The sequence below is a fragment of the Bacillus luti genome (assembly GCF_009739945.1).
Taxonomy (GTDB): Bacteria; Bacillota; Bacilli; order Bacillales; family Bacillaceae_G; genus Bacillus_A; species Bacillus_A luti.
The window spans coordinates 3,386,750-3,406,560 of sequence record NZ_CP040336.1 but is presented as its reverse complement, the minus strand read 5'-3'; the positions used below and the strand labels follow the sequence as shown (position 1 = coordinate 3,406,560).

Genomic DNA, 19,811 nt, shown 5'->3' with positions numbered 1-19,811 from the left:
GGAGTATACATGTACAATATTTATAGAATGAAATGAGTGACGTAAGGAGTTGAACCATTGAGTTTTCATATAAATAAATCGATTATTAAAGAAGTATGTGGCGAGACTTCATATAAAAGAGGCGAAGCTTATTATAAAGCAAATAAAGTAATCTTGAATCATTATGATGTAAATAAAGAAATTTGCGAGGCGACGGTAAAAGGGAGCGAAGATTTTCATGTTACAGTAAAAAAAGCTAAAAAAGGTGATGTTGTTGCAAGATGTAGTTGTCCTTCATTAGCTTCTTTTCAAACGTACTGTCAACATGTTGCAGCAGTACTGCTACAAATAAATGAACAGCAACAAATGGGTGGAAGGTCCCTTACTAGTAGTGAAAACATGAGCGAGAATGATCAATTAACGAGCGGGATGTTTCAATTGTTTGCAGACAAACCACTGAAGCCAAAAAGTAAACAACATCGTTTTGATACACGTGAAATATTAGATGTTACGTTTATATGTTCACCAGTAGCGACGAAAAGCGGTGGGGCTCTTCTTGGAATTCAGTTAAAACTTGCGAAAACATATTTTATAAATCATATTAGAGACTTTCTTTCTAAAGTGGAAAAAAGAGAGGCTTTTCATTGTTCCAATGAATTTATATACACACCAGATGTACATAGTTTTAAACAAGAGACGGATTCAATTATTCAGCAGCTTATTAAAATTTATCATAATGAAAAAATGTATGAAGATGCGCTAGAAGTACATACAAAACAAGATGAAAGTATGATATTCATACCGCCAGCTTCGTGGAAGGACATGCTTTCTTTACTTTCTAAAATCGAGTCTGTACAGTTGAAACAACATGAACAACTGTTTCACGGTTTACAAGTTTCTAAAGGGTTATTGCCGTTACATTTCGAGTTTGCGAAAGGGAATAATGGCGGATTTACACTTCATATAGATGGATTAAACCGTGTACAAGTTATGGATATGTATAACAATGCACTTTATGACGGGAAACTATATCATTTACATATAGAAGAGTGTATGCGGCTTATTGAATTACAAAAGATGATGAATCGTTCAAATAGCAATCAGTTTTACATTCCTGAAAATAAGATGGAACATTTCGTAGCGAAAGTTGTGCCAGGGTTAATGAAACTCGGAACAGTTCGAATTGATGAAGTAATATCAGATCGTGTTGAAACACCGTCACTAAAAGCGAAGTTGTATTTAGATCGAGTGAAAAATCGTTTGTTAGCCGGTCTCGAATTCCACTATGGAAACGTTGTGATTAATCCGCTAGAAGAGGACGGACAGCCGTCTGTTTTTAATCGTGATGAGAAGAAGGAAAAAGAGATTATAGACATGATGAGTGAAAGCGCCTTTGCGAAAACAGAAGGCGGTTACTTTATGCATAATGAAGAAGCTGAATATAACTTTTTATATCACGTCGTTCCAACATTAAAAGGTTTAGTAGATATTTATGCGACGACAGCAATCAAATTACGAATTCATAAAGGAGATACAGCTCCTCTTATTAGAGTAAGAAGAAAAGAAAGAATTGATTGGTTGTCATTTCGTTTTGATATAAAAGGAATACCGGAAGCTGAAATTAAAGGTGTATTAGCGGCTCTTGAAGAGAAACGTAAATATTATCGATTAGCGAATGGTTCGTTATTATCACTGGAGAGTAAAGAGTTTAATGAAATTAATCAATTTGTAAAAGAATCGGGTATTCGGAAAGAGTTTTTACATGGTGAAGAAGTAAATGTTCCACTTATCCGGAGTGTAAAATGGATGAACGGACTTCATGAAGGAAACGTTTTAAGTTTAGATGAGTCTGTTCAAGAGTTAGTGGAAAACATTCAAAATCCGAAAAAATTAAAGTTTGCTGTGCCAAATACTTTACACGCTGTTCTGAGAGAGTATCAAGTGTATGGATTCGAGTGGATGAAAACACTCGCTCATTACCGTTTTGGAGGTGTTTTAGCAGATGATATGGGGCTTGGGAAAACGCTGCAAAGTATCGCTTTTATAGATTCCGTCTTGCCTGAAATTCGAGAGAAGAAGCTGCCCATCTTAGTCGTTTCACCGTCATCACTTGTTTATAACTGGCTTAGTGAATTGAAAAAATTCGCTCCGCATATTCGAGCGGTTATTGCTGATGGAAGTCAAGAAGAGCGCCGAAAAATATTGAAAGATATAGTGGGATTTGATGTCGTAATTACGTCATATCCATTGCTGAGAAGGGACATAAGATTGTATGCAAGGCCGTTTCACACGCTATTTCTTGATGAAGCACAAGCGTTTAAAAACCCTACAACGCAAACTGCAAGAGCAGTGAAAACGATTCAAGCTGAATATCGTTTCGGATTAACGGGGACACCTGTAGAAAATTCATTAGAAGAGCTATGGTCTATCTTTCATGTCGTATTCCCGGAATTATTGCCAGGAAGAAAAGAGTTTGGTGATTTAAGGCGTGAAGATATAGCGAAGCGAGTGAAACCATTCGTATTAAGGCGACTTAAAGGGGACGTACTACAGGAGCTTCCTGATAAAATAGAGCATATACAGTCATCGGAGTTATTACCCGATCAAAAAAGTCTCTATGCTGCTTATTTAGCGAAGTTAAGAGAAGAAACGTTAAAACATTTAGACAAGGATACGTTACGTAAGAATAAAATTAGAATTTTAGCTGGCTTAACGAGATTAAGGCAAATTTGTTGTCATCCTGCTTTATTTGTTGATGATTATAAAGGTAGTTCAGCTAAATTTGAACAGCTATTAGAAATATTAGAGGAATGTAGAAGCACAGGGAAGAGAATTTTAATCTTTTCTCAATTTACAAAAATGCTCTCCATTATTGGTCGTGAGTTGAATCGTCAAGCAATTCCTTACTTTTATTTAGACGGGAGTACACCTGCGCAGGAGCGTGTAGAGCTATGTGATCGTTTTAACGAAGGAGAAGGTGATTTATTTCTCATTTCATTAAAAGCTGGTGGTACTGGTCTCAATTTAACAGGGGCAGATACGGTCATATTATACGATTTATGGTGGAATCCAGCAGTTGAGCAACAAGCAGCTGATAGAGCATATCGGATGGGACAAAAAAATACAGTGCAAGTGATTAAGTTAGTCGCTCACGGAACAATCGAAGAAAAGATGCATGAATTGCAAGAGAGTAAGAAAAATTTAATAGCCGAAGTGATTGAGCCGGGTGAAGAGAAATTATCATCAATTACGGAGGAAGAAATACGAGATATTTTAATGATTTAATATAAAAAGCTATGCTTTCACATGTATGAGAGCATAGCTTTTTTAGTGTAATAATTATAATTTGTTTTGAACAAAGTAAAGAGATAATACAGAATTTATTTTTTAGCGCCTTTACTTTTATATGGCTTGGCAGCTGCCTTTTTCTTTGCACTTGATTGCCAACGATTCCATCCTTTACTTCCTGTACCTTGTCCTACACCTTTTTTCGGTTTTGCTTTCGTTTTACTCATATGATCACTCCGTTATATAAAAATCTTATTTGATAATAGTCAATGATTTAGAAAATACTCTTTATAAATGACTATATTTACTTTAAGTAAAAATAAACTGCTTGAATGCTATAGTATATCATGAATTTGCAAGTAAACTGAAAGGAATTACAAAGAAAATGAAAATAATACGAAATACTGCGGATTCTATATTTCGAACGATTACATTACTTGTTGTGTATATGTTAGTTTCGGTTAGTGAAACGTTTTTTGGATTGACAAGACAAAAGAAGTGAAGATGTTATATTGAAAACAATCAATAAAGCCGTAAAATAAAGAATTGAAAAATATTTTTAAATTTTTGTTGACTTTCTTTATTTTTTGTATAGAATAATCATTAATAAAATGTTTCAGAGATGTGACAACAAAACGACTATGAAAGGACGAGTAGTAGTAGGACGTAGTCTAAGCGAGTCAGGGGTGGTGTGAGCCTGATACGAAGCCTATTATGAAGAACCTCCTGGAGTTGCTAACCGAAATCCTTTCTAGGAAAGTAGACTTAGCCGGGAACTTCGCCGTTACAAGAAGAACAGTATCGAGATATTCCATCTCCGTACTGTATAAGTGAGCAACCTCTGTTGCTAATTTGGGTGGTACCGCGGAACCAAAGCCTTTCGTCCCAGTTTTTTGGGGAAGAAGGGCTTTTTTTGTTGGCTTCTTTTCACAACATCCAAACATTTTAGGAGGAAACCACCATGTATCAATCATTAATGACAGTAAGAGAGACTCAAATTGCAATTAAGGAAGTTAAAACATTTTTCGAGGATCAATTAGCAAAACGCCTTGAATTATTCCGCGTATCTGCACCATTATTTGTAACGAAAAAATCAGGATTAAACGATCACTTAAACGGTGTAGAACGTCCGATTGAATTTGATATGCTACATTCAGGAGAAGAATTAGAAATTGTTCATTCACTAGCGAAGTGGAAAAGATTTGCATTACATGAATACGGATATGAAGCTGGTGAAGGTTTATATACGAACATGAACGCGATTCGTCGTGATGAAGAACTTGATGCAACACATTCCATTTACGTTGACCAATGGGATTGGGAAAAAATTGTTCAAAAAGAATGGCGTACTGTCGATTACTTACAAAAAACAGTACAAACAATTTATGGAATATTCAAAGATTTAGAAGATCACTTGTTTGAAAAGTATCCGTTCCTAGGAAAGTATTTACCAGAAGAAATCGTTTTCGTTACTTCTCAGGAGCTGGAAGATAAATATCCAGAATTAACACCGAAAGATCGTGAACATGCGATTGCGAAAGAACACGGTGCAGTCTTTATTATCGGAATTGGTGATGCACTTCGTTCAGGAGAAAAACATGACGGACGTGCAGCTGATTATGATGATTGGAAATTAAACGGTGACATTTTATTCTGGCACCCAGTGCTACAAGCTTCATTCGAATTATCATCAATGGGAATTCGTGTTGATAGTAAATCACTTGATGAGCAGTTAACGAAAACAGGTGATGACTTCAAACGTGAATATGATTTCCATAAAGGTATTTTAGAAGACGTACTACCATTAACAATTGGTGGTGGTATCGGACAATCAAGAATGTGCATGTACTTCTTACGAAAAGCACATATTGGTGAAGTTCAATCTTCTGTATGGCCTGATGATTTACGTGAAGCTTGCAAGAAAGAAAACATTCATCTATTTTAATAGAATTATGAAGGAGAGTGGCTCAGGAATAGAGTTACTCTCTTTTTTACTTTGTAAAAGTGAGTTTTACTAATAACTGAATTCATTATTATGAGGGAATTCAAGGGAGGATTAGAGGGAAAAGATTGCAAGGATATATGTGATAAGAAGTGAGAAGAGTCCGTTATATTTCCTAGGAAAGGGTAAAGTGAATAATAAAATTGCTTTATAATGATTTTTTGATGTTAGTGATATGTTAAAAAAATGTTTGGATAGAGTATTGAAATCTATATGTAAAATGAAAATACATTTTTAAAAGCTCAAACAAGCATAACCACGTTCTAAAGTTAGGACGTGGTTAAAAATATAGTGGTTTCATTTATAATGAATTTCTGTTTGGCATAGCCAACAATTTTTTAAAAAATATCACTTACTTGTTACCAAGTTCTTCCGCTAAACCGATTAAAATTCCTTCAGTTCCGCGAATGTAGCAGAGACGGTATGAGTTCTCGTATTGAACTACTTCGCCAACGAGCTGAGCACCATGCTTAGTAGTAAGCCTAGATACCATTTCGTCAATGTCTTCAACGGTGAACATGACGCGCAAATATCCGAGGGCGTTTACAGGAGCTGTTCGATGATCTGCTATAGCGGGCGGAGTAAGAAATCGCGAAAGTTCAATTCGGCTATGTCCATCTGGTGTAACCATCATAGCAATCTCTACGCACTGAGAACCGAGTCCAGTTACGCGACCAGCCCATTCACCTTCGACAGTGGCCCGCCCTTCGAGTTTCAAACCAATCTCCTCGAAGAAAGAGATTGCGTTATCGAGGGATTCTACAACGATGCTGACATTGTCCATTCTGAGTAATTTGTTTTTCGTCATTGTCTTTATCTCCTTATATGTAAAAATATATTATCTGATCATCTTCTTAATTATACTATTAAAAAGTTGAAAATTCCTTTTAAATAAAAGACCTTGTCACAGTGTGGGAAAATGTGACAAGGTTTTTTCAGGTATAGTATACAACATCTTGTTAACGAACAACACTTCGAAAATCTTCTACTATTGAGATACGCATGAACTTTATTTTGTGAATGTTATCATGTTCAAGTAGTTTCAAGAATTTGATACTGGAGTTGTTATTCGATAGAACAATTTTGACTTTCTCGCAAAACATTTCTACCCTATTTTTATTTATATAGGAAGGAAATAGATTCATATAATTTGTTTTAAGTTTTACGAGTGGAAATTAACTCATCTGCACTAAAGGCTCAATTTTCGCCATAAATGATTGATGAAGTGCTTCAACACCTGTAACTAAATGAAGACGGTCAATAACGACAGACACTTTAATTTCAGATGTACTGACCATTTTAATATGAATACCTTCTTCTTTTAAAGTAGTGAACATATTAGCAGCAACTCCTGGGTTAGATACCATACCAGACCCTACAATGGATACTTTTGCTAAATGATTTTCATATTCTACAGATTCATAGTGAAGCGCCTCTTGGTTTTGTTCCAATACTTCTAATGTTTCTCTTAAATCATTAGAATGGATTGAGAAGGAGAGGTGAACAGTTCCTTCATTTGTAATACTTTGAATGATGATATCTACATTAATGTGTGCCGCTGCTAATGTAGAGAAAACGGTTGAAAGTGAACCTTGTTCTAATCCTTTAATGGTGATACGTGTAATATTATCTTCAAATGCAATACCTTTAACGATTGATTGTTGTTCCATGTTACATTCTCCTTTTACAATTGTTCCATTTTCTTGTTCCATACTTGAGCGAACTTCTAAAACGACATTATGATTTTTAGCAAATTCAACAGCACGTGGATGTAATACGCCAGCGCCGAGGTTTGCAAGCTCTAACATTTCGTCATAAGAAATTTCATCTAATTTGTAAGCAGTTTTTACAACTCGTGGATCAGTCGTGAAAACGCCTGTCACATCCGTATAAATATCACATTTTTTCGCTTTTAATGCCGCTGCTAATGCGACAGCAGTCGTATCAGAACCACCGCGTCCAAGCGTTGTAATTTCATAATCTTCACTGACTCCTTGGAAGCCAGCTACGATAACAATTGTGCCTTCAGCAAGATATGACTGAATTCTATCAGTGTTAATTTCAGTAATCCGTGCACTACTATGCACAGATTCTGTCGTAATACCAGCTTGCCATCCTGTTAATGAAATGGCGTTATAGCCTTTTGTTTGTAGTGCCATTGTTAATAATGAAATAGTCACTTGCTCTCCTGTAGATAGAAGCATATCCATTTCACGTTTACTTGGATTTTCTGTAATAGCGTTAGCAAGAGCTACAAGTTCATCTGTATTTTTTCCCATTGCTGAAACGACAGAGACAATACTATGTCCTCGTTCATATTCTTCAATAATTAAATTTGCTACATGTTGAATGCGTTCGATGCTTCCGACAGAAGTGCCGCCAAATTTTTGTACAATCGTTTCCATTATGAATTCCTTCTTTCGTCCATTTTTAAGAATAGGTTAGGACATATATAAATCCCAATATTCCTGTAGTTACCAGAGAGAAAAACAAAAAACACCATCTCAAATAAGTGAGGATGGTGCTGTTACAGGAAAAGGGAAACAGAAAACGGAGCTAATAAAAAAAACCGCCAAAAAAGGAATACCATGAAAATGATATCTCTTTTTTGTAGATAGCTCTTCATACGTACATGTCTGTACATATGACAGTTCTGTTTCTATTCGAAAACAGCCCCAATTGATAAATGCAGAGAAGTTTATCAATTTCGGCAACACTTCCTTTCCTCTAATTTCATAGACATCTCTGTGTCTCCATTAGAATACTTATAAGTATTGCAACCTCTATCTCACGTTTTAGGCGAGAGTGTTTGATTTATGAAGTTGTTGGTAACATTTGTTTTATAATAATTTAAATTTTTCGGGGAATCAAGTGTTTTATATATATTTTAAAAATTCTTTCTATTTGTAGAAAAAGTTTGTGAAAAATGTAGCAAAATAAATTCATTGCATGTACATTAAAAATATAGTGCATTGGAGGTGGAAGAATGCAAAGGAAAAACCCTATTTATGTTTCGATAGAAATGGAAACAACGATGGAGAAATTATGGGAATATACGCAAGAACCAGACATACATACAGAGTGGGATGCTCGCTTTACTGAAATTTCATATTTAGAGAAAAAAGAGGGAGAACCGCAGCAATTTTTGTATAAAACAAAGATCGGATTTGGACTTGAAATAGCTGGGGAAGGGGAATCGATAGGTGAGATTAGAAAAGAAACTGGAGAACGGATTTCGTCTTTGAAATTTTGGACAGACAATCAATTATCGCTTATACAAATGGGACGTGGGTATTGGAAGTATACACCGAATGATGAATACATTCATTTTGAAACACAATATGATTATGATACAAGATTTGGCCGTATAGGGAATGTAATAGATTCATATGTTTTTCGCCCGTTATTAGGCTCTGCGACTGCTTGGAGTTTTGATGCTTTAAAATTATGGTTAGAAAAGGGACTTCATCCTAAGTTGCTAATTAGAAGAACAATGACATATTGGCTCGTCTGTTTTTTATTCGCTTTTGTATGGCTATATCAAGGGATTGTACCGAAAATAATCTTTACTCATTCAGAAGAAGTGAAAATGCTTTCGGTCATAATTGGTTCAACTGAAAATAGTATTTTTATTCTTAAAATAATTGGGCTGTTAGAAGTTATTTTTGGTGTCATATGGTTACTTCCATTTCCAAAACGAAATGTATTTATACTACATATTTTCGTGTTAATAGCCTTAACGATAGCAGCAGGATTTACGAATATCGCAAGCTTTACAGAGCCGTTTAATCCAATTACGTTAAACCTGCTTCTAATTGGATTATCGATTGTCGGTTATATGAATAGCTTCGATTTGCCAAGTGCAAAAAATTGCAAGAGGACGAGAAAGGGATAGTGTATGGCTAATATTTATGAAAGACTATTAGGGGATTCTTATAAAAAACTTCATCCAAAATTACAGAAACGCTATGAAATTACAGAAGAGAATAGTTTTATTGGGGAAGGAAAGATGGATGAAATTTATGGTGGTTCTTTTTTCGTTAAATTGATTTTAAAGATTGCATCGATGTTTCGTATGTTTTTCTCAGAACGGGGAAAAAAGGTGCCTTTTGTAATACATAATACTGCTGGACGAGATAAAGCTGGAAAAGAAATGGTAAGGTGGAATCGCACGTTTTATTTTCATGATAAGGAAAGATATTTTAATGCGGTTATGCAACTGGATGAAGAGAATAATGAAATTGTAGATTATTTTGGTGAACCACATTTACTCGTCTCTACATTGAATTTTCATATTGATGAGTTAGGGGCAATGCATATTTCTTCAAAGAAACAATGGTTCTATATGTTTGGAAGAAAAATCCCTTTACCAAAGCTTTTATACGGAGAGGCAAAAATTGTTGAAAGTTATGATGAAGAACTACAATGTTTTCGAATTCATGTTCAAGTACGAAATCCGTTAATTGGTTCGCTATTTTCCTATAAGGGAACGTTTGTGGAAAGGAAATAAATGATATGAGAAATATAATATTTGGTTTTGCTTGTTATATTGTTTTTCTAATATGTGAGTGGCCGTATGTAAAACCTGTTGAAGCAATTATATTATTATCTATTTTGTTATTTATACCGATGTCTTTTTGTATTATTGATAAAAGAGCACGAAATGGATCGTATTTATTATTTTATAAAGCCGTATCGTTTTTATATCCAGTAGCAGCGATTTGTGCAATGCTAGCTTTCGTAACAAATCAATTTTTCTTTGCGATAATTTGGTTTGTATATACGGGGATCGTTGCGTTATTTGGTATAAATAGATTACTAGAAAGAGGACGGAAGCCATTAGAAGAAACGGCTATCGATAGTGCGTTTATTTATTTGTTTTTAGGTGGTTTCTGGTTTTTTGCTTCAGTAGCAAAGATTTCGATTATGCAATTTAGTTCTGACATTGTTTTACTTACAGCTGCACACTTTCATTATTCGGCATTTCTATTGCCGTTATCAGCGGGTTTAATTGGGAGGAAGAGAGAAAAGAGAAGTAAAGTATATGATGCAATTATGTTTATTATAGTCATTTCACCGATGACAGTTGCGATTGGTATTACATACTCAAGGATATTTGAATTTTTTGCAGTGTTCCTATATTTATGCGCTATTTATGGTTATGGGATTTATGTTTGGCGCACAAAATTTAATGCTATCAGCGCAAAGATTCTTTTAATCATTTCGTCTAGTACGCTCATGGTCACAATTATGTTTTCACTCATTTATTCATATGGGAATTTGAAACAAGTAATGACAATTACAATTGCACAAATGGTTTGGATTCACGGTGTCGTAAATGGGGTTGGAGTAGCGCTACCGGCATTTGTTGGTTGGATGATGGAAAAGAGTGCTCCTAATTATAAGTACTATGGAAAACCAATGAGTCGGTTAAGAGGAAGTGTAACAATTGGTGAGGCGTTTTTACATAGTAGAAATTTAGTAGATAGTAAGGAATACAACGGTTTAGTTGATAAAATGAATGATTTTCATAGTGAGGCATTTGACACGGCGAAGATTCCTTTAAGTATTATTCGTTTTTATGAAAATACAACAGCGTATAAGTTACAATCGCATATTAAATGGGCTCGTTGGTTCCGCCAGTTTGCATTTTGTTATGAGAAAATGAGTGAACGTGTCGAACAAGTACATTTAGGAATGGGTGGCAAATGGGAAACAATGCATGGCTCTATCATTGGTGTAATCGATGAGAAAGACGGAAGAGAAAACGTAAGAGCTTGGCTAAGAAAAAATGAAGCAGGGAAGTCTATTTTTTTAGCCTTGTATGCAATGCATACATATAAGAACGATACATATATGAATATCGCATTACCTTTACCATATTCGAATATGACGGGGATTTTAAAATTACGCAATGATAATAATGAGTTAATCATTACTAGTAAGCTAAGAGCAAATGGTAAGGGCGATGAAGGGATTTATTTACATACTCGTTTCTTTACAGTACGTTTACCGTTAGCAGAGACGTTTATTATTAAAGAGGGAAATGATCAAATGCTAACAGCTCACCATAAAATGTGGATATTCGGAGTTAAGTTTTTAGAAATTGATTATGAAATAAAGAGAATAGAAGAGAAATAAGAAAAGCTTGGAGAGATTCCAAGCTTTTTTTACGTGTGGGCAATTGTCATAGCGACTTGTTTATCTAAATCTTTGTCCCAAACACGTTGAATTTCAAACGTACCCTTTTCAAAAAATAATGGGAATCTTTCTTTAAACCAATCTTGCATAGGGAGATTTAATGCTGTATCGATTGGTACCCATAATAATTCACCCTCAGGAGGATTCATAAGGAGCTCACCTTCAAATGAATCTGTCCAATAGTTAAATACCATATATCGAACATTTTCCTTAGGGTTTACGTATTCGTCTAATCCCTTAAAAGTTAAATGAGAAACGTGTAATCCGGTTTCTTCTTTCACTTCTCGTATAGCAGCTTGTAGGATGCTTTCTGGGAATTCTACTTTTCCGCCAGGAGCTATGTAGCCAGGGAAACCTCGATGATCGGGGCGTTTTATAAGTAAAACTTCATTGTTACGCTGGATCATACACATTGTAAAGAGTTGGTGCTCGATGTTATGTGAATTTGGAGGCATAATGATGTATTCTCCTTTATATATTTATTTGATAAATTTACCATAACATAATGGTATCTTATATAATTAAAAATATAATATTGGGAATTTTTAGTTATTCTTATGAATTCTATAATTATTTGAAAAGAGGAGAGGGAAATGCAAGGAGAAATACAAAGAGAAAAAGGTTTAGGATATGTTGGAAAATTACTGTTGCCAGTTAAAGTGTCACGGCATTTTAAATTTTTGTGGATTGGACAATTGCTTTCAACTTTAGGGAGTTCTATAACGATGGTTATTTTGCCAGTCGTTGTTTATTCATTAACTGGTTCAACAGTTGTAATGGGGATGACGATGGCAATGTACATGCTACCTAATATTCTAGCTTTACCGTTTGCGGGGTTAGTTGTAGATAGAATTGACCGAGTAAAATTAATGTTATTTACAGATATAATTCGCTGTATATTAATGCTATTACTTGGATCGCTTATACTGATGGATGTATTAACAATTACACTTTTATATGTCCTCGTTGCATTATACGGACTTATGGAAGGGATCTTTCAGCCAGCATATTCTGCTGTAAGAGCAAAAGTATTCGTACCTGAAATTCGTAATGCAGCTAATGCACTCACGCAAATGAGTAATCAAGGCATACGATTAATCGGACCAGCACTTGGCGGGTTAATTGTATCAGTTGCATCTGCTGGGATAGGGTTTGGACTGGATGCAGCAACGTATTTATTATCATTTTTCTGTTTATTATTTTTAAAAGAAATTAAGTGTAAGAAAGTAAACTCGATTGAAAGGAGTAAGATCGATTATAAAAAAGAGTTTATGGAAGGGGTTCTAGTTTTAAAAAGTCATCCGTGGCTATGGATTACAATTTTAGTTTTTTCTTTCATAAACATTTGTTATGCGGGCATTATCGTCGTATTAATTCCATGGTTGTTTAATGTTCACCATCATTTTGAAGCTTACGTATATGGACTAGGCATGGCAGCTTCTGGTGGTGGTGCTGTAATCGCCGCACTAATATTTGGCGGGAGGGAACGATGGCATAAAAGAGGATTACTTGCCTATGGAGGTGTTTTAATTAGTGGCATCGCTCTACTAATTATGCCTTTCATTTCTTGGGCACCTGCTTTAATCTTCTTAATGGCAATCGAAGGATTCGGTATGATGATATTTGGACTTATTTGGGAAACGAGTTTACAAGAACTCGTACCGGAAGAAGCATTCGGAAGAGTAGCAAGCCTTGATATGTTAGGTTCTTTCGCTTTATTGCCATTAGGATACGTAGTTGTTGGTTGGTTAGCGAATGTAATAGGTGGCGAGATAACGATTGTATTGCTAGCAATATTAGTGATTATTACAATAGGTATGGCATTATCCGTGCGGAGTATTCGTCGATTTGATTGATGATAGGGTGGAAAGGGGACGACGTATATGACGATAGAAAACTTGCAAGATATAGTAGTAAGACAATTGGAAAGCAAATACACTTTGCAAGAAAAGGTTTTTGAAGCAAAAAATTTCACGGTCTATATCGCTACTCATATAGAAAATAATATAGTATATAATCGATTATTATTATTAAAGCATTTTTATAATAAAAAGCCTTCTGTACATATTTGGCACAAGCAAATTAGTACGGAAGCAACCGAAATGGAAATCACAAAAGAAGTGACAGAGGCAATCCAATCAGGTTTCATAAATGAAGACTAAGTTCAGAACTTAGTCTTCATTAAATACAAATGTTTGTTTCATCCTTTTACCCTCATTTACCGGATGGCCATTGTAAGAGAAATTCTTTTCTTCCCAAGTAATGACGACTTTGAAATTATGGCTGTTAAAGTCTAAAGGGAATACTATGTAGTCAAAATTTGTATGACTTTTAGAAATATTGATATTGGATGTAGTAGGTTTTAAGGTAGGAGTGTTATTAAGTATTTCCACAGCTACGTTTGATACATCATTACCGATGTTTTTTACAAGTAAACTATACGTATCGTATACATCCTGTTTTGGCTGTACTGTTTGCTTCTTTATGTTATGAGATTTATCAATTTCGATATACCACTGTTTAGACTTTGACGCAATTGGTAGTGATTGAAATGTGTATGCACTAGCTTGTATTGGTAGTGCTAAACAGGTTAGTGCAAAGAGAGAAAATATTTTTCGTTTCATTGTTAGAGAGCTCCCATTCTTTAACGGATTTATTTGTTATTATCTTCTCTTTGTAAGAGGATATACCATAATTCAATTGTGAAAAGTATAGTCTCTCTTCGTGAATAAGATGGAGCTATTTCTCTTGAGCTAACCAATCGACTGCAGCAATTGCACTATGGATTGGAACGATGTATTTATTCATAAAAAGAAAACCATATGTTGTGTCCTTAATTCCAGCAATCTTTATGACGCTCATGACAGCCATTTATATTTTAAATGCGAAAATAGGTTTTAATATTTCACTAAATACGTCTTATGTTGTAGGTGCGGTTATTACAGTTATTTTAACTGCTATATGTTTCATGAAAGCTGTGTAGAGATTTTTCTAAACAGCTTTTTGTAATATGAAAAAATTACCAAATGTATGTTAAAATAGTATTGTCATACAACAAGGGGGATTTGTTTTATGGAAAATGGACATCTTGCTAAAATAGATTTAACGAAAAGAATCGAATCAAAATCTAAGTATAATAAGAAACTTGAAAAATACCAGAGACGTTTATTAGCGCTTCAGCAAATTGTAAAAGAGGAAAAAATTGCAGTTATGCTCGTTATGGAAGGCTGGGATGCAGCTGGAAAAGGTGGAGCGATTAAACGAGTGACTGAGCATCTTGATCCACGTGGTTTTCAAGTAACTCCAATTGGAGCACCTGCACCTCATGAAAAACGGTACCATTACTTGCAACGTTTCTGGCGGAAACTTCCTCAGTACGGGCAAATTACTATTTTTGATCGCTCGTGGTACGGCCGTGTGTTAGTTGAGCGTGTGGAAGGTTTTGCTACACAGGAAGAATGGATGAGAGCATATGATGAGATTAATGATTTTGAAAAATTATTAACCGATGATCATTACATAATAGGAAAATTCTTCTATCATATTAGTAAAGATGAACAATTAAAGAGGTTTAAAGATAGAGAGAAAAACCCATTAAAAAGGTGGAAAATTACAGACGAAGATTGGCGTAATCGCGACAAATGGGACGAGTATGTTGAAGCAACGGAAGACATGTTTGAAAGAACAAATAAGCCAAATGCGAATTGGCATATTATCGAAAGTAACGATAAATTATATGCTCGTGTGAAAACGTTGAAAGTGATTATTTCATTGATTGAGGATTATTTTGTAGAGCATGGTATAGAATTGCCTTCTTATTATTATGAGATGAAAGAAGGTAAGCAAGAGGACTTTGAAACGAATCAAGATGTAATTGTAAAATAGTACGAAATTTGAATATGAAATATAACGAAGAACCATCCTGGAAATTTGAGAAACCAAATTACAGGATGTTTTTTATTTAGAAACATTTTACAATTAACAGAATAAGGTATATAATCAATAATTATATTAACATTGTTAATATAATTATTGATTATATACTGTGTGGGGGTCTTATTTTGAAGGGAAGAGATGTTGTTTTAGGTTTATTAATGGAAAAAGAATTGTCTGGTTATGATATTAAAATTGTGTTTGAGGACGTATTTACTCATTTCTTTGATGGAAGTTTTGGAATGATCTATCCAACGTTACGTCAGTTGGAAAAAGAGGGGAAAATAAAAAAAGAAGTTGTTATGCAAGAAGGGAAACCGAATAAGAAAATGTACTTTATTACAGATGAAGGTCGTGAAGAGTTTTATCAATACATGCAAACAGATGTAGAGAAAGACGTTTTACGTTCAGATTTTTTAATGAGGATGTATTTCGGTAATTATAGCGATGATAAGGCGATAAAAAAATGGATTGAAGAGGAAATTAAAAGGAAAGAAGCATATATTGCGGATCTTCGATTGAAATATGAAAAGTGGAGAGTAGGTATTACTTTTGTCGAGGAAATTTCTCTCGATGTAGGTATTGCATCGTATAGTGCACAAGTGGAGACATTGAAAAGAAAACTAGAGAAATTAGAAGCAAAAGAACACAATAAAAAGGAAGAATGAAAAACACGTTCGAAATAAAGGGGTAAATAAAGATGGAACAATCAAAGGGTATTAAGATTGTCTTTTTAATGTGTCTGGGTATCTTTCTTTGTATGATTGATACGACAATTATGAATATAGCTTTACCGGCAATACAATCGAGTGTAAATACTTCATTAGAAAAGATGTCTTGGGTATTAAATGTATATACAATGACGATTGCAGTACTTGCTATTCCGTTAGGACGGATAGCTGATATTTTTGGGAAAGCAAAGATGTATATTCTTGGTTTGATAATTTTTGGTGGCGGATCAGTACTTTGTGCTTTTGCTAATACGGGTGATTTTCTTATCTTTTCTCGCTTTATACAAAGTGTAGGTGCAGCGATTTTATTTCCAACTAGTATGGTAATTGGTGTATCAGCTATGCCATTAGCTAAGAGGCATGTTGCACTTGCGATTTTAGGGGTAACGCAAGGACTATCAGCTGCGATGGGACCGGTAATAGGCGGAATTATTACACAAAATTTCGGTTGGAGATGGGTGTTCTTCGTTAATGTTCCAATTTGTATTCTTGGAATCATTTTATGCTGCATTATGTTACAAATAAAAAATGAAGAACGTATCATCTCAAAAATAGACTGGATAGGACTACTATTAAGTAGCACAGCAATTTTTTCTTTTACTCTCATATTAGTAAAAGGCAATACATGGGGATGGCAAAGTAATATAGCTTTGTCTTGTTATGTAATTAGCACTATTTCTCTTATTCTATTTGTTTTAGTAGAACGAAAGATTCATAATCCAATGGTGAATTTAAAGTTATTTCAAGATCGAATGTTTGTTGGAGCATCTATCGTTGTAATATTAAGTAATTTATTTTTAATTGGAGTAACTGTATTACTTCCAACGTTCTTGACGAAAATACAAGGTCGAACGGAAATTGAAGCAGCTTTTTTAGTGACACCTATTTCAGCAATGATATTTTTCGTCTCACCAGTTGCAGCAACATTAATTAGAAAGCTTGGCAAAGTAACTATTATTTTGTCAGGATTTCTTGTTATGGGTCTTTCCTACTATTGGTTCCAAATGATTGACGTCAATTCAACAAATATAGAAATTATTATTCCATGTATGATATTAGGCGTTGGATATGGTTTAGTAGTGGGACCAATTACTGTTTTAAGCGCATCTTCGTTTGAAGGGGAATTGTTAACTGCTTCTCAAAGTGTCGTATCAATGTTGCGGCAAGTAGGAATTGTATTAGCGGTCGCAATATTTGTATCTAACTTAACTCACAACTTAACTGTAAATAAAGAGAATGTATATCGTTATGCAGAAGAAAAAGTAGGAAATATTCATGTGGATCGTACTCAGCAAACTGAGATATTACAAATGACAAAAGAAAAAATAGAGAATCAAAGTATAGAAACGAATGTAGAAAAGCATCAAAATAAAACATTTGTAGGGTTAAATAAAGAGAAAAAAGACGAACTAATTCACCAAAAAGTAGATGAAGTATTAAATGCTGTTCCAGTAGAATATAGAGACATAAAAAGAGAAGAAGTTATGAATCAAGTGATAAAGGAAGTTGAAAAGCAAGAGGAGATTGTAAAGAAAGAGGCACTCGCATTTTCAGATGACGTGAAGCATTATGCTAAGAATCAGATGGCGATGAGTTTTACAGATTTATATAAAGCGAGTGTACCAATTATTTTAGTTTGTGCTTTAGTAAGTTTGTTATTTTGGGAAGGAAAGACTTTGAGTAAAAAGAGAAGGGGAAGAGTGGTAGAGGAAGCGTAAAAAACAGGCTAATAGCAGCCTGTTTTTCTTTACGCTAGTATGGAAAATCTGGGTTTAATTCGTTAAACTTATGGCTATAATGCCTCTTATTATTAAAGCCAACAAAATCAATTCCGAAACAAGGCTCTAAATTGCCGTCTACAATCGTAGAATCCACGAAGCTAAAATGCTTTAATTTAGGTAGCTCTTTAATGAATTGTAGATTTTGTATGTTACCACAACCTGATAGAATGAGTATTTCTAAATCTGTTAAATAACATAAATAGTCGTGATTTTTCATTTTACTGCAATGATCGAATTCGACGTATTTTAATGTTGAAGCGTTGTTTTCAATCTCATCAATATGTTCTAAATTTCTTAAATAATTGAGTTCTAAATGCTTTAATTCAGGGAATGCTCTACATCCTTTTAAGGAGTTAATGTTTCCTTGTGTAATTCTTAGTTTTTCAAGTTTTCGTAAAGGTATTAATTCTTCAAGATTTTTTTGTTTCGGCTTGTATTTCCAAATGTATAGTTCTTTTAAGTTAGGACAAGATTCGAACCCTGTAATGTTTTTATTCCACTGTATGTAAAGTTCCTCTAAATTTGTAAAGCTTTCTAGTTCCGTGAAGTTTAGTGGGACTTGAGGTTCGTCTAGTGCTAAAGATTTTAAGTTTTTTAATTTATATAAAGCTGAATAATCAGTAATATATGTACTACCAATGTGTAAGCTTTCAATTTGTGGGCAGTGTTCTAGAAAATTAATATGGTTCAAACTATACCTAAGATCATTAATGTAAACGTCGGTAAAGTTGTTTGTATTAATGAAATGTACATATTCATCCAGGCTATTTTCATGAATTTGTACGGTGCCATCCATAACTAAAAAGTTTTGAGGTTTCTTTTTGATAGATATTTGTAAAGGATTCATGTATTGAAATATTTCTGTTTTATTTTCTAAAATAGTTTCAACACTTGTTTTTACAGTAGGAACATTGTCTCTTTCTTTGTAAGCTAATAAAATTGGCTTTATTTCTGACGAATCTGTTAATAAAATTTTTGGATTCATTTCATGCAGTATATCTTCATTTGAAGGTATACAGCTAACCATTGCATCTAGTGCTATTAGACTTAAAGGGTGTCCTTTAGTTAGCCAAGCTTTAATTCGTGTCCAAGTTAGTTGTGATACCGCGGCTAATCGCGCCCAATCGTTATGAAATGATACTGCATGTTTCTCTATCCAATCTAATGTTGCTGAGGATTGAAAAGAATGTAAACAAGTGAAGGATGTGGTCGGAAGCTCCCTCTCTAATACTGATTTTAGCTTTTCTATTACTAAAGGAAATGCTTCTTCAAATGGTAAACAGTAAGCGGCAGCATGTGAAAGAGGTGCAATTAAATCTTCATCAAAGTCCTTCCACAGTTTTCTTATCCAATCTGAGGCGTTTTCTCCTAAAACACTTATAACAATTTCGAGTAATCTAGTTTTAATTACACCATTTATCGTGTTAGAAAAGCGATTCATAACAGCATTTAATATTTCATTTTTACCATACCTATTAAGAGCTTCGATTTCTTCTTCTTGAAGAAACCATCGAGTCATTGTGTAATCAAGTAAGTTTTTTAAGTTTGAGCTAACTTCTTCTAAAGTAGGAGCGGATGTAAGAGTGTGCTCATCCATCTCTAATTCTGGCTGCACTGCTACACCATCTTCTTCATAAAAATCGTCGTGCAAATAATATTTATAAGGTGAATGAACGACTGCAAGGTTGTACCATTCATTAGGATGTAAAGATAATGAGATAAGATGTTCATGGCATTGATTGCATAATTTATAAGGTTGCTTTATTTCATCGGATTCTTCTATTTTATGAATAGGATTATGTTTGCAAGCTTCGCATAGTTTTAGGTGTTTTTTCATTGTGTTCTCCTTGCATATTGTGAATAGTAATATTTTTAATATAGCATGGGAGAAGACGA

The 19,811-nt window shown here is 34.3% G+C and carries 16 protein-coding genes, 1 pseudogene, 1 riboswitch and 1 other annotated feature; of the genes and pseudogenes, 11 read left to right on the top strand and 6 right to left on the bottom strand.

Annotated features, from left to right (window positions below):
• Positions 1-57 precede the first annotated feature (57 nt).
• Positions 58-3,264: a DEAD/DEAH box helicase gene (locus EUC40_RS17240; protein WP_156576116.1), complete on the top strand. Its 3,207-nt coding sequence runs from the start codon at positions 58-60 to the stop codon at positions 3,262-3,264.
• Between the two features lie 95 nt (positions 3,265-3,359).
• Here the strand turns inward: EUC40_RS17240 and EUC40_RS17235 are convergent, their stop codons facing one another.
• Positions 3,360-3,494 (bottom strand): DUF3934 family protein, encoded by a 135-nt coding sequence (locus tag EUC40_RS17235; RefSeq protein ID WP_000047587.1) that lies wholly within the window; start codon positions 3,492-3,494, stop codon positions 3,360-3,362.
• A 405-nt stretch (positions 3,495-3,899) separates the two neighbouring features.
• Positions 3,900-4,158, top strand: a binding site (T-box leader).
• 70 nt (positions 4,159-4,228) lie between these two features.
• Between EUC40_RS17235 and asnA the strand changes: the two genes are divergently transcribed.
• Positions 4,229-5,212: an aspartate--ammonia ligase gene (gene asnA, locus EUC40_RS17230; protein WP_000284913.1), complete on the top strand. Its 984-nt coding sequence runs from the start codon at positions 4,229-4,231 to the stop codon at positions 5,210-5,212.
• A 409-nt stretch (positions 5,213-5,621) separates the two neighbouring features.
• Here asnA and EUC40_RS17225 read toward each other — a convergent pair whose 3' ends face one another.
• The gene (locus EUC40_RS17225) at positions 5,622-6,077 is read right to left on the bottom strand and encodes a VOC family protein (RefSeq protein WP_071712380.1); all 456 of its coding nucleotides are present in this window, start codon (positions 6,075-6,077) and stop codon (positions 5,622-5,624) included.
• 367 nt (positions 6,078-6,444) lie between these two features.
• The gene (locus tag EUC40_RS17220; protein WP_156576115.1) at positions 6,445-7,674 is read right to left on the bottom strand and encodes an aspartate kinase; all 1,230 of its coding nucleotides are present in this window, start codon (positions 7,672-7,674) and stop codon (positions 6,445-6,447) included.
• Between the two features lie 202 nt (positions 7,675-7,876).
• Positions 7,877-8,063, bottom strand: a riboswitch (Lysine riboswitch).
• 192 nt (positions 8,064-8,255) lie between these two features.
• Here EUC40_RS17220 and EUC40_RS17215 point away from each other — a divergent pair.
• Genes EUC40_RS17215 through EUC40_RS17205 form a run of 3 tightly spaced genes read left to right on the top strand, consistent with a single transcriptional unit; the run spans position 8,256 to position 11,410 of the window.
• On the top strand, positions 8,256-9,164 hold the full coding sequence (locus tag EUC40_RS17215; protein WP_156576114.1) for a DoxX-like family protein: 909 nt from the start codon (positions 8,256-8,258) through the stop codon (positions 9,162-9,164).
• Between the two features lie 3 nt (positions 9,165-9,167).
• Positions 9,168-9,779, top strand: coding sequence for a DUF4166 domain-containing protein (locus EUC40_RS17210; RefSeq protein ID WP_156576113.1), 612 nt, complete (start codon positions 9,168-9,170; stop codon positions 9,777-9,779).
• 5 nt (positions 9,780-9,784) lie between these two features.
• Positions 9,785-11,410, top strand: a complete 1,626-nt coding sequence (locus EUC40_RS17205; RefSeq protein WP_156576112.1) for a YndJ family protein — start codon at positions 9,785-9,787, stop codon at positions 11,408-11,410.
• Between the two features lie 29 nt (positions 11,411-11,439).
• Here EUC40_RS17205 and EUC40_RS17200 read toward each other — a convergent pair whose 3' ends face one another.
• Positions 11,440-11,925: an 8-oxo-dGTP diphosphatase gene (locus EUC40_RS17200; RefSeq protein ID WP_156576111.1), complete on the bottom strand. Its 486-nt coding sequence runs from the start codon at positions 11,923-11,925 to the stop codon at positions 11,440-11,442.
• 138 nt (positions 11,926-12,063) lie between these two features.
• Between EUC40_RS17200 and EUC40_RS17195 the strand changes: the two genes are divergently transcribed.
• A complete protein-coding gene (locus EUC40_RS17195; RefSeq protein WP_156576110.1) occupies positions 12,064-13,326 on the top strand; it encodes an MFS transporter in 1,263 nt (420 codons plus the stop codon).
• 27 nt (positions 13,327-13,353) lie between these two features.
• The gene (locus EUC40_RS17190; protein ID WP_156576109.1) at positions 13,354-13,632 is read left to right on the top strand and encodes a hypothetical protein; all 279 of its coding nucleotides are present in this window, start codon (positions 13,354-13,356) and stop codon (positions 13,630-13,632) included.
• Positions 13,633-13,641: 9 nt separating this feature from the next.
• Here the strand turns inward: EUC40_RS17190 and EUC40_RS17185 are convergent, their stop codons facing one another.
• Positions 13,642-14,094: a hypothetical protein gene (locus EUC40_RS17185; RefSeq protein ID WP_156576108.1), complete on the bottom strand. Its 453-nt coding sequence runs from the start codon at positions 14,092-14,094 to the stop codon at positions 13,642-13,644.
• A gap of 110 nt (positions 14,095-14,204) precedes the next feature.
• Here EUC40_RS17185 and EUC40_RS17180 point away from each other — a divergent pair.
• The 4 genes and pseudogenes from EUC40_RS17180 to EUC40_RS17165 all read left to right on the top strand — a co-directional run.
• A pseudogene (locus EUC40_RS17180) lies at positions 14,205-14,453 on the top strand (carbon starvation CstA family protein); the annotation flags it as partial.
• 89 nt (positions 14,454-14,542) lie between these two features.
• Positions 14,543-15,355 carry a polyphosphate kinase 2 family protein gene (locus EUC40_RS17175; RefSeq protein WP_156576107.1) on the top strand — a complete coding sequence of 271 codons (813 nt, stop codon included), beginning with the start codon at positions 14,543-14,545 and terminating at the stop codon, positions 15,353-15,355.
• 176 nt (positions 15,356-15,531) lie between these two features.
• The gene (locus EUC40_RS17170; RefSeq protein ID WP_156576106.1) at positions 15,532-16,071 is read left to right on the top strand and encodes a PadR family transcriptional regulator; all 540 of its coding nucleotides are present in this window, start codon (positions 15,532-15,534) and stop codon (positions 16,069-16,071) included.
• Between the two features lie 32 nt (positions 16,072-16,103).
• The gene (locus EUC40_RS17165; protein WP_156576105.1) at positions 16,104-17,852 is read left to right on the top strand and encodes an MFS transporter; all 1,749 of its coding nucleotides are present in this window, start codon (positions 16,104-16,106) and stop codon (positions 17,850-17,852) included.
• A 34-nt stretch (positions 17,853-17,886) separates the two neighbouring features.
• On the opposite strand, the gene EUC40_RS17160 is transcribed toward EUC40_RS17165, so the two are convergent.
• On the bottom strand, positions 17,887-19,752 hold the full coding sequence (locus EUC40_RS17160) for a leucine-rich repeat domain-containing protein (protein ID WP_156576104.1): 1,866 nt from the start codon (positions 19,750-19,752) through the stop codon (positions 17,887-17,889).
• Positions 19,753-19,811 lie beyond the last annotated feature (59 nt).

Bases quoted from the DNA above. Each gene is read 5' to 3' on its own strand.
- EUC40_RS17205 (WP_156576112.1), top strand. From the start codon at position 9,785: ATGAGAAATATAATATTTGGTTTTGCTTGTTATATTGTTTTTCTAATA.
- EUC40_RS17200 (WP_156576111.1), bottom strand. From the start codon at position 11,925: ATGCCTCCAAATTCACATAACATCGAGCACCAACTCTTTACAATGTGT.
- EUC40_RS17185 (WP_156576108.1), bottom strand. From the start codon at position 14,094: ATGAAACGAAAAATATTTTCTCTCTTTGCACTAACCTGTTTAGCACTA.
- EUC40_RS17235 (WP_000047587.1), bottom strand. From the start codon at position 3,494: ATGAGTAAAACGAAAGCAAAACCGAAAAAAGGTGTAGGACAAGGTACA.
- EUC40_RS17160 (WP_156576104.1), bottom strand. From the start codon at position 19,752: ATGAAAAAACACCTAAAACTATGCGAAGCTTGCAAACATAATCCTATT.
- EUC40_RS17215 (WP_156576114.1), top strand. From the start codon at position 8,256: ATGCAAAGGAAAAACCCTATTTATGTTTCGATAGAAATGGAAACAACG.
- asnA (WP_000284913.1), top strand. From the start codon at position 4,229: ATGTATCAATCATTAATGACAGTAAGAGAGACTCAAATTGCAATTAAG.
- EUC40_RS17175 (WP_156576107.1), top strand. From the start codon at position 14,543: ATGGAAAATGGACATCTTGCTAAAATAGATTTAACGAAAAGAATCGAA.
- EUC40_RS17210 (WP_156576113.1), top strand. From the start codon at position 9,168: ATGGCTAATATTTATGAAAGACTATTAGGGGATTCTTATAAAAAACTT.
- EUC40_RS17220 (WP_156576115.1), bottom strand. From the start codon at position 7,674: ATGGAAACGATTGTACAAAAATTTGGCGGCACTTCTGTCGGAAGCATC.
- EUC40_RS17195 (WP_156576110.1), top strand. From the start codon at position 12,064: ATGCAAGGAGAAATACAAAGAGAAAAAGGTTTAGGATATGTTGGAAAA.
- EUC40_RS17190 (WP_156576109.1), top strand. From the start codon at position 13,354: ATGACGATAGAAAACTTGCAAGATATAGTAGTAAGACAATTGGAAAGC.
- EUC40_RS17225 (WP_071712380.1), bottom strand. From the start codon at position 6,077: ATGACGAAAAACAAATTACTCAGAATGGACAATGTCAGCATCGTTGTA.
- EUC40_RS17165 (WP_156576105.1), top strand. From the start codon at position 16,104: ATGGAACAATCAAAGGGTATTAAGATTGTCTTTTTAATGTGTCTGGGT.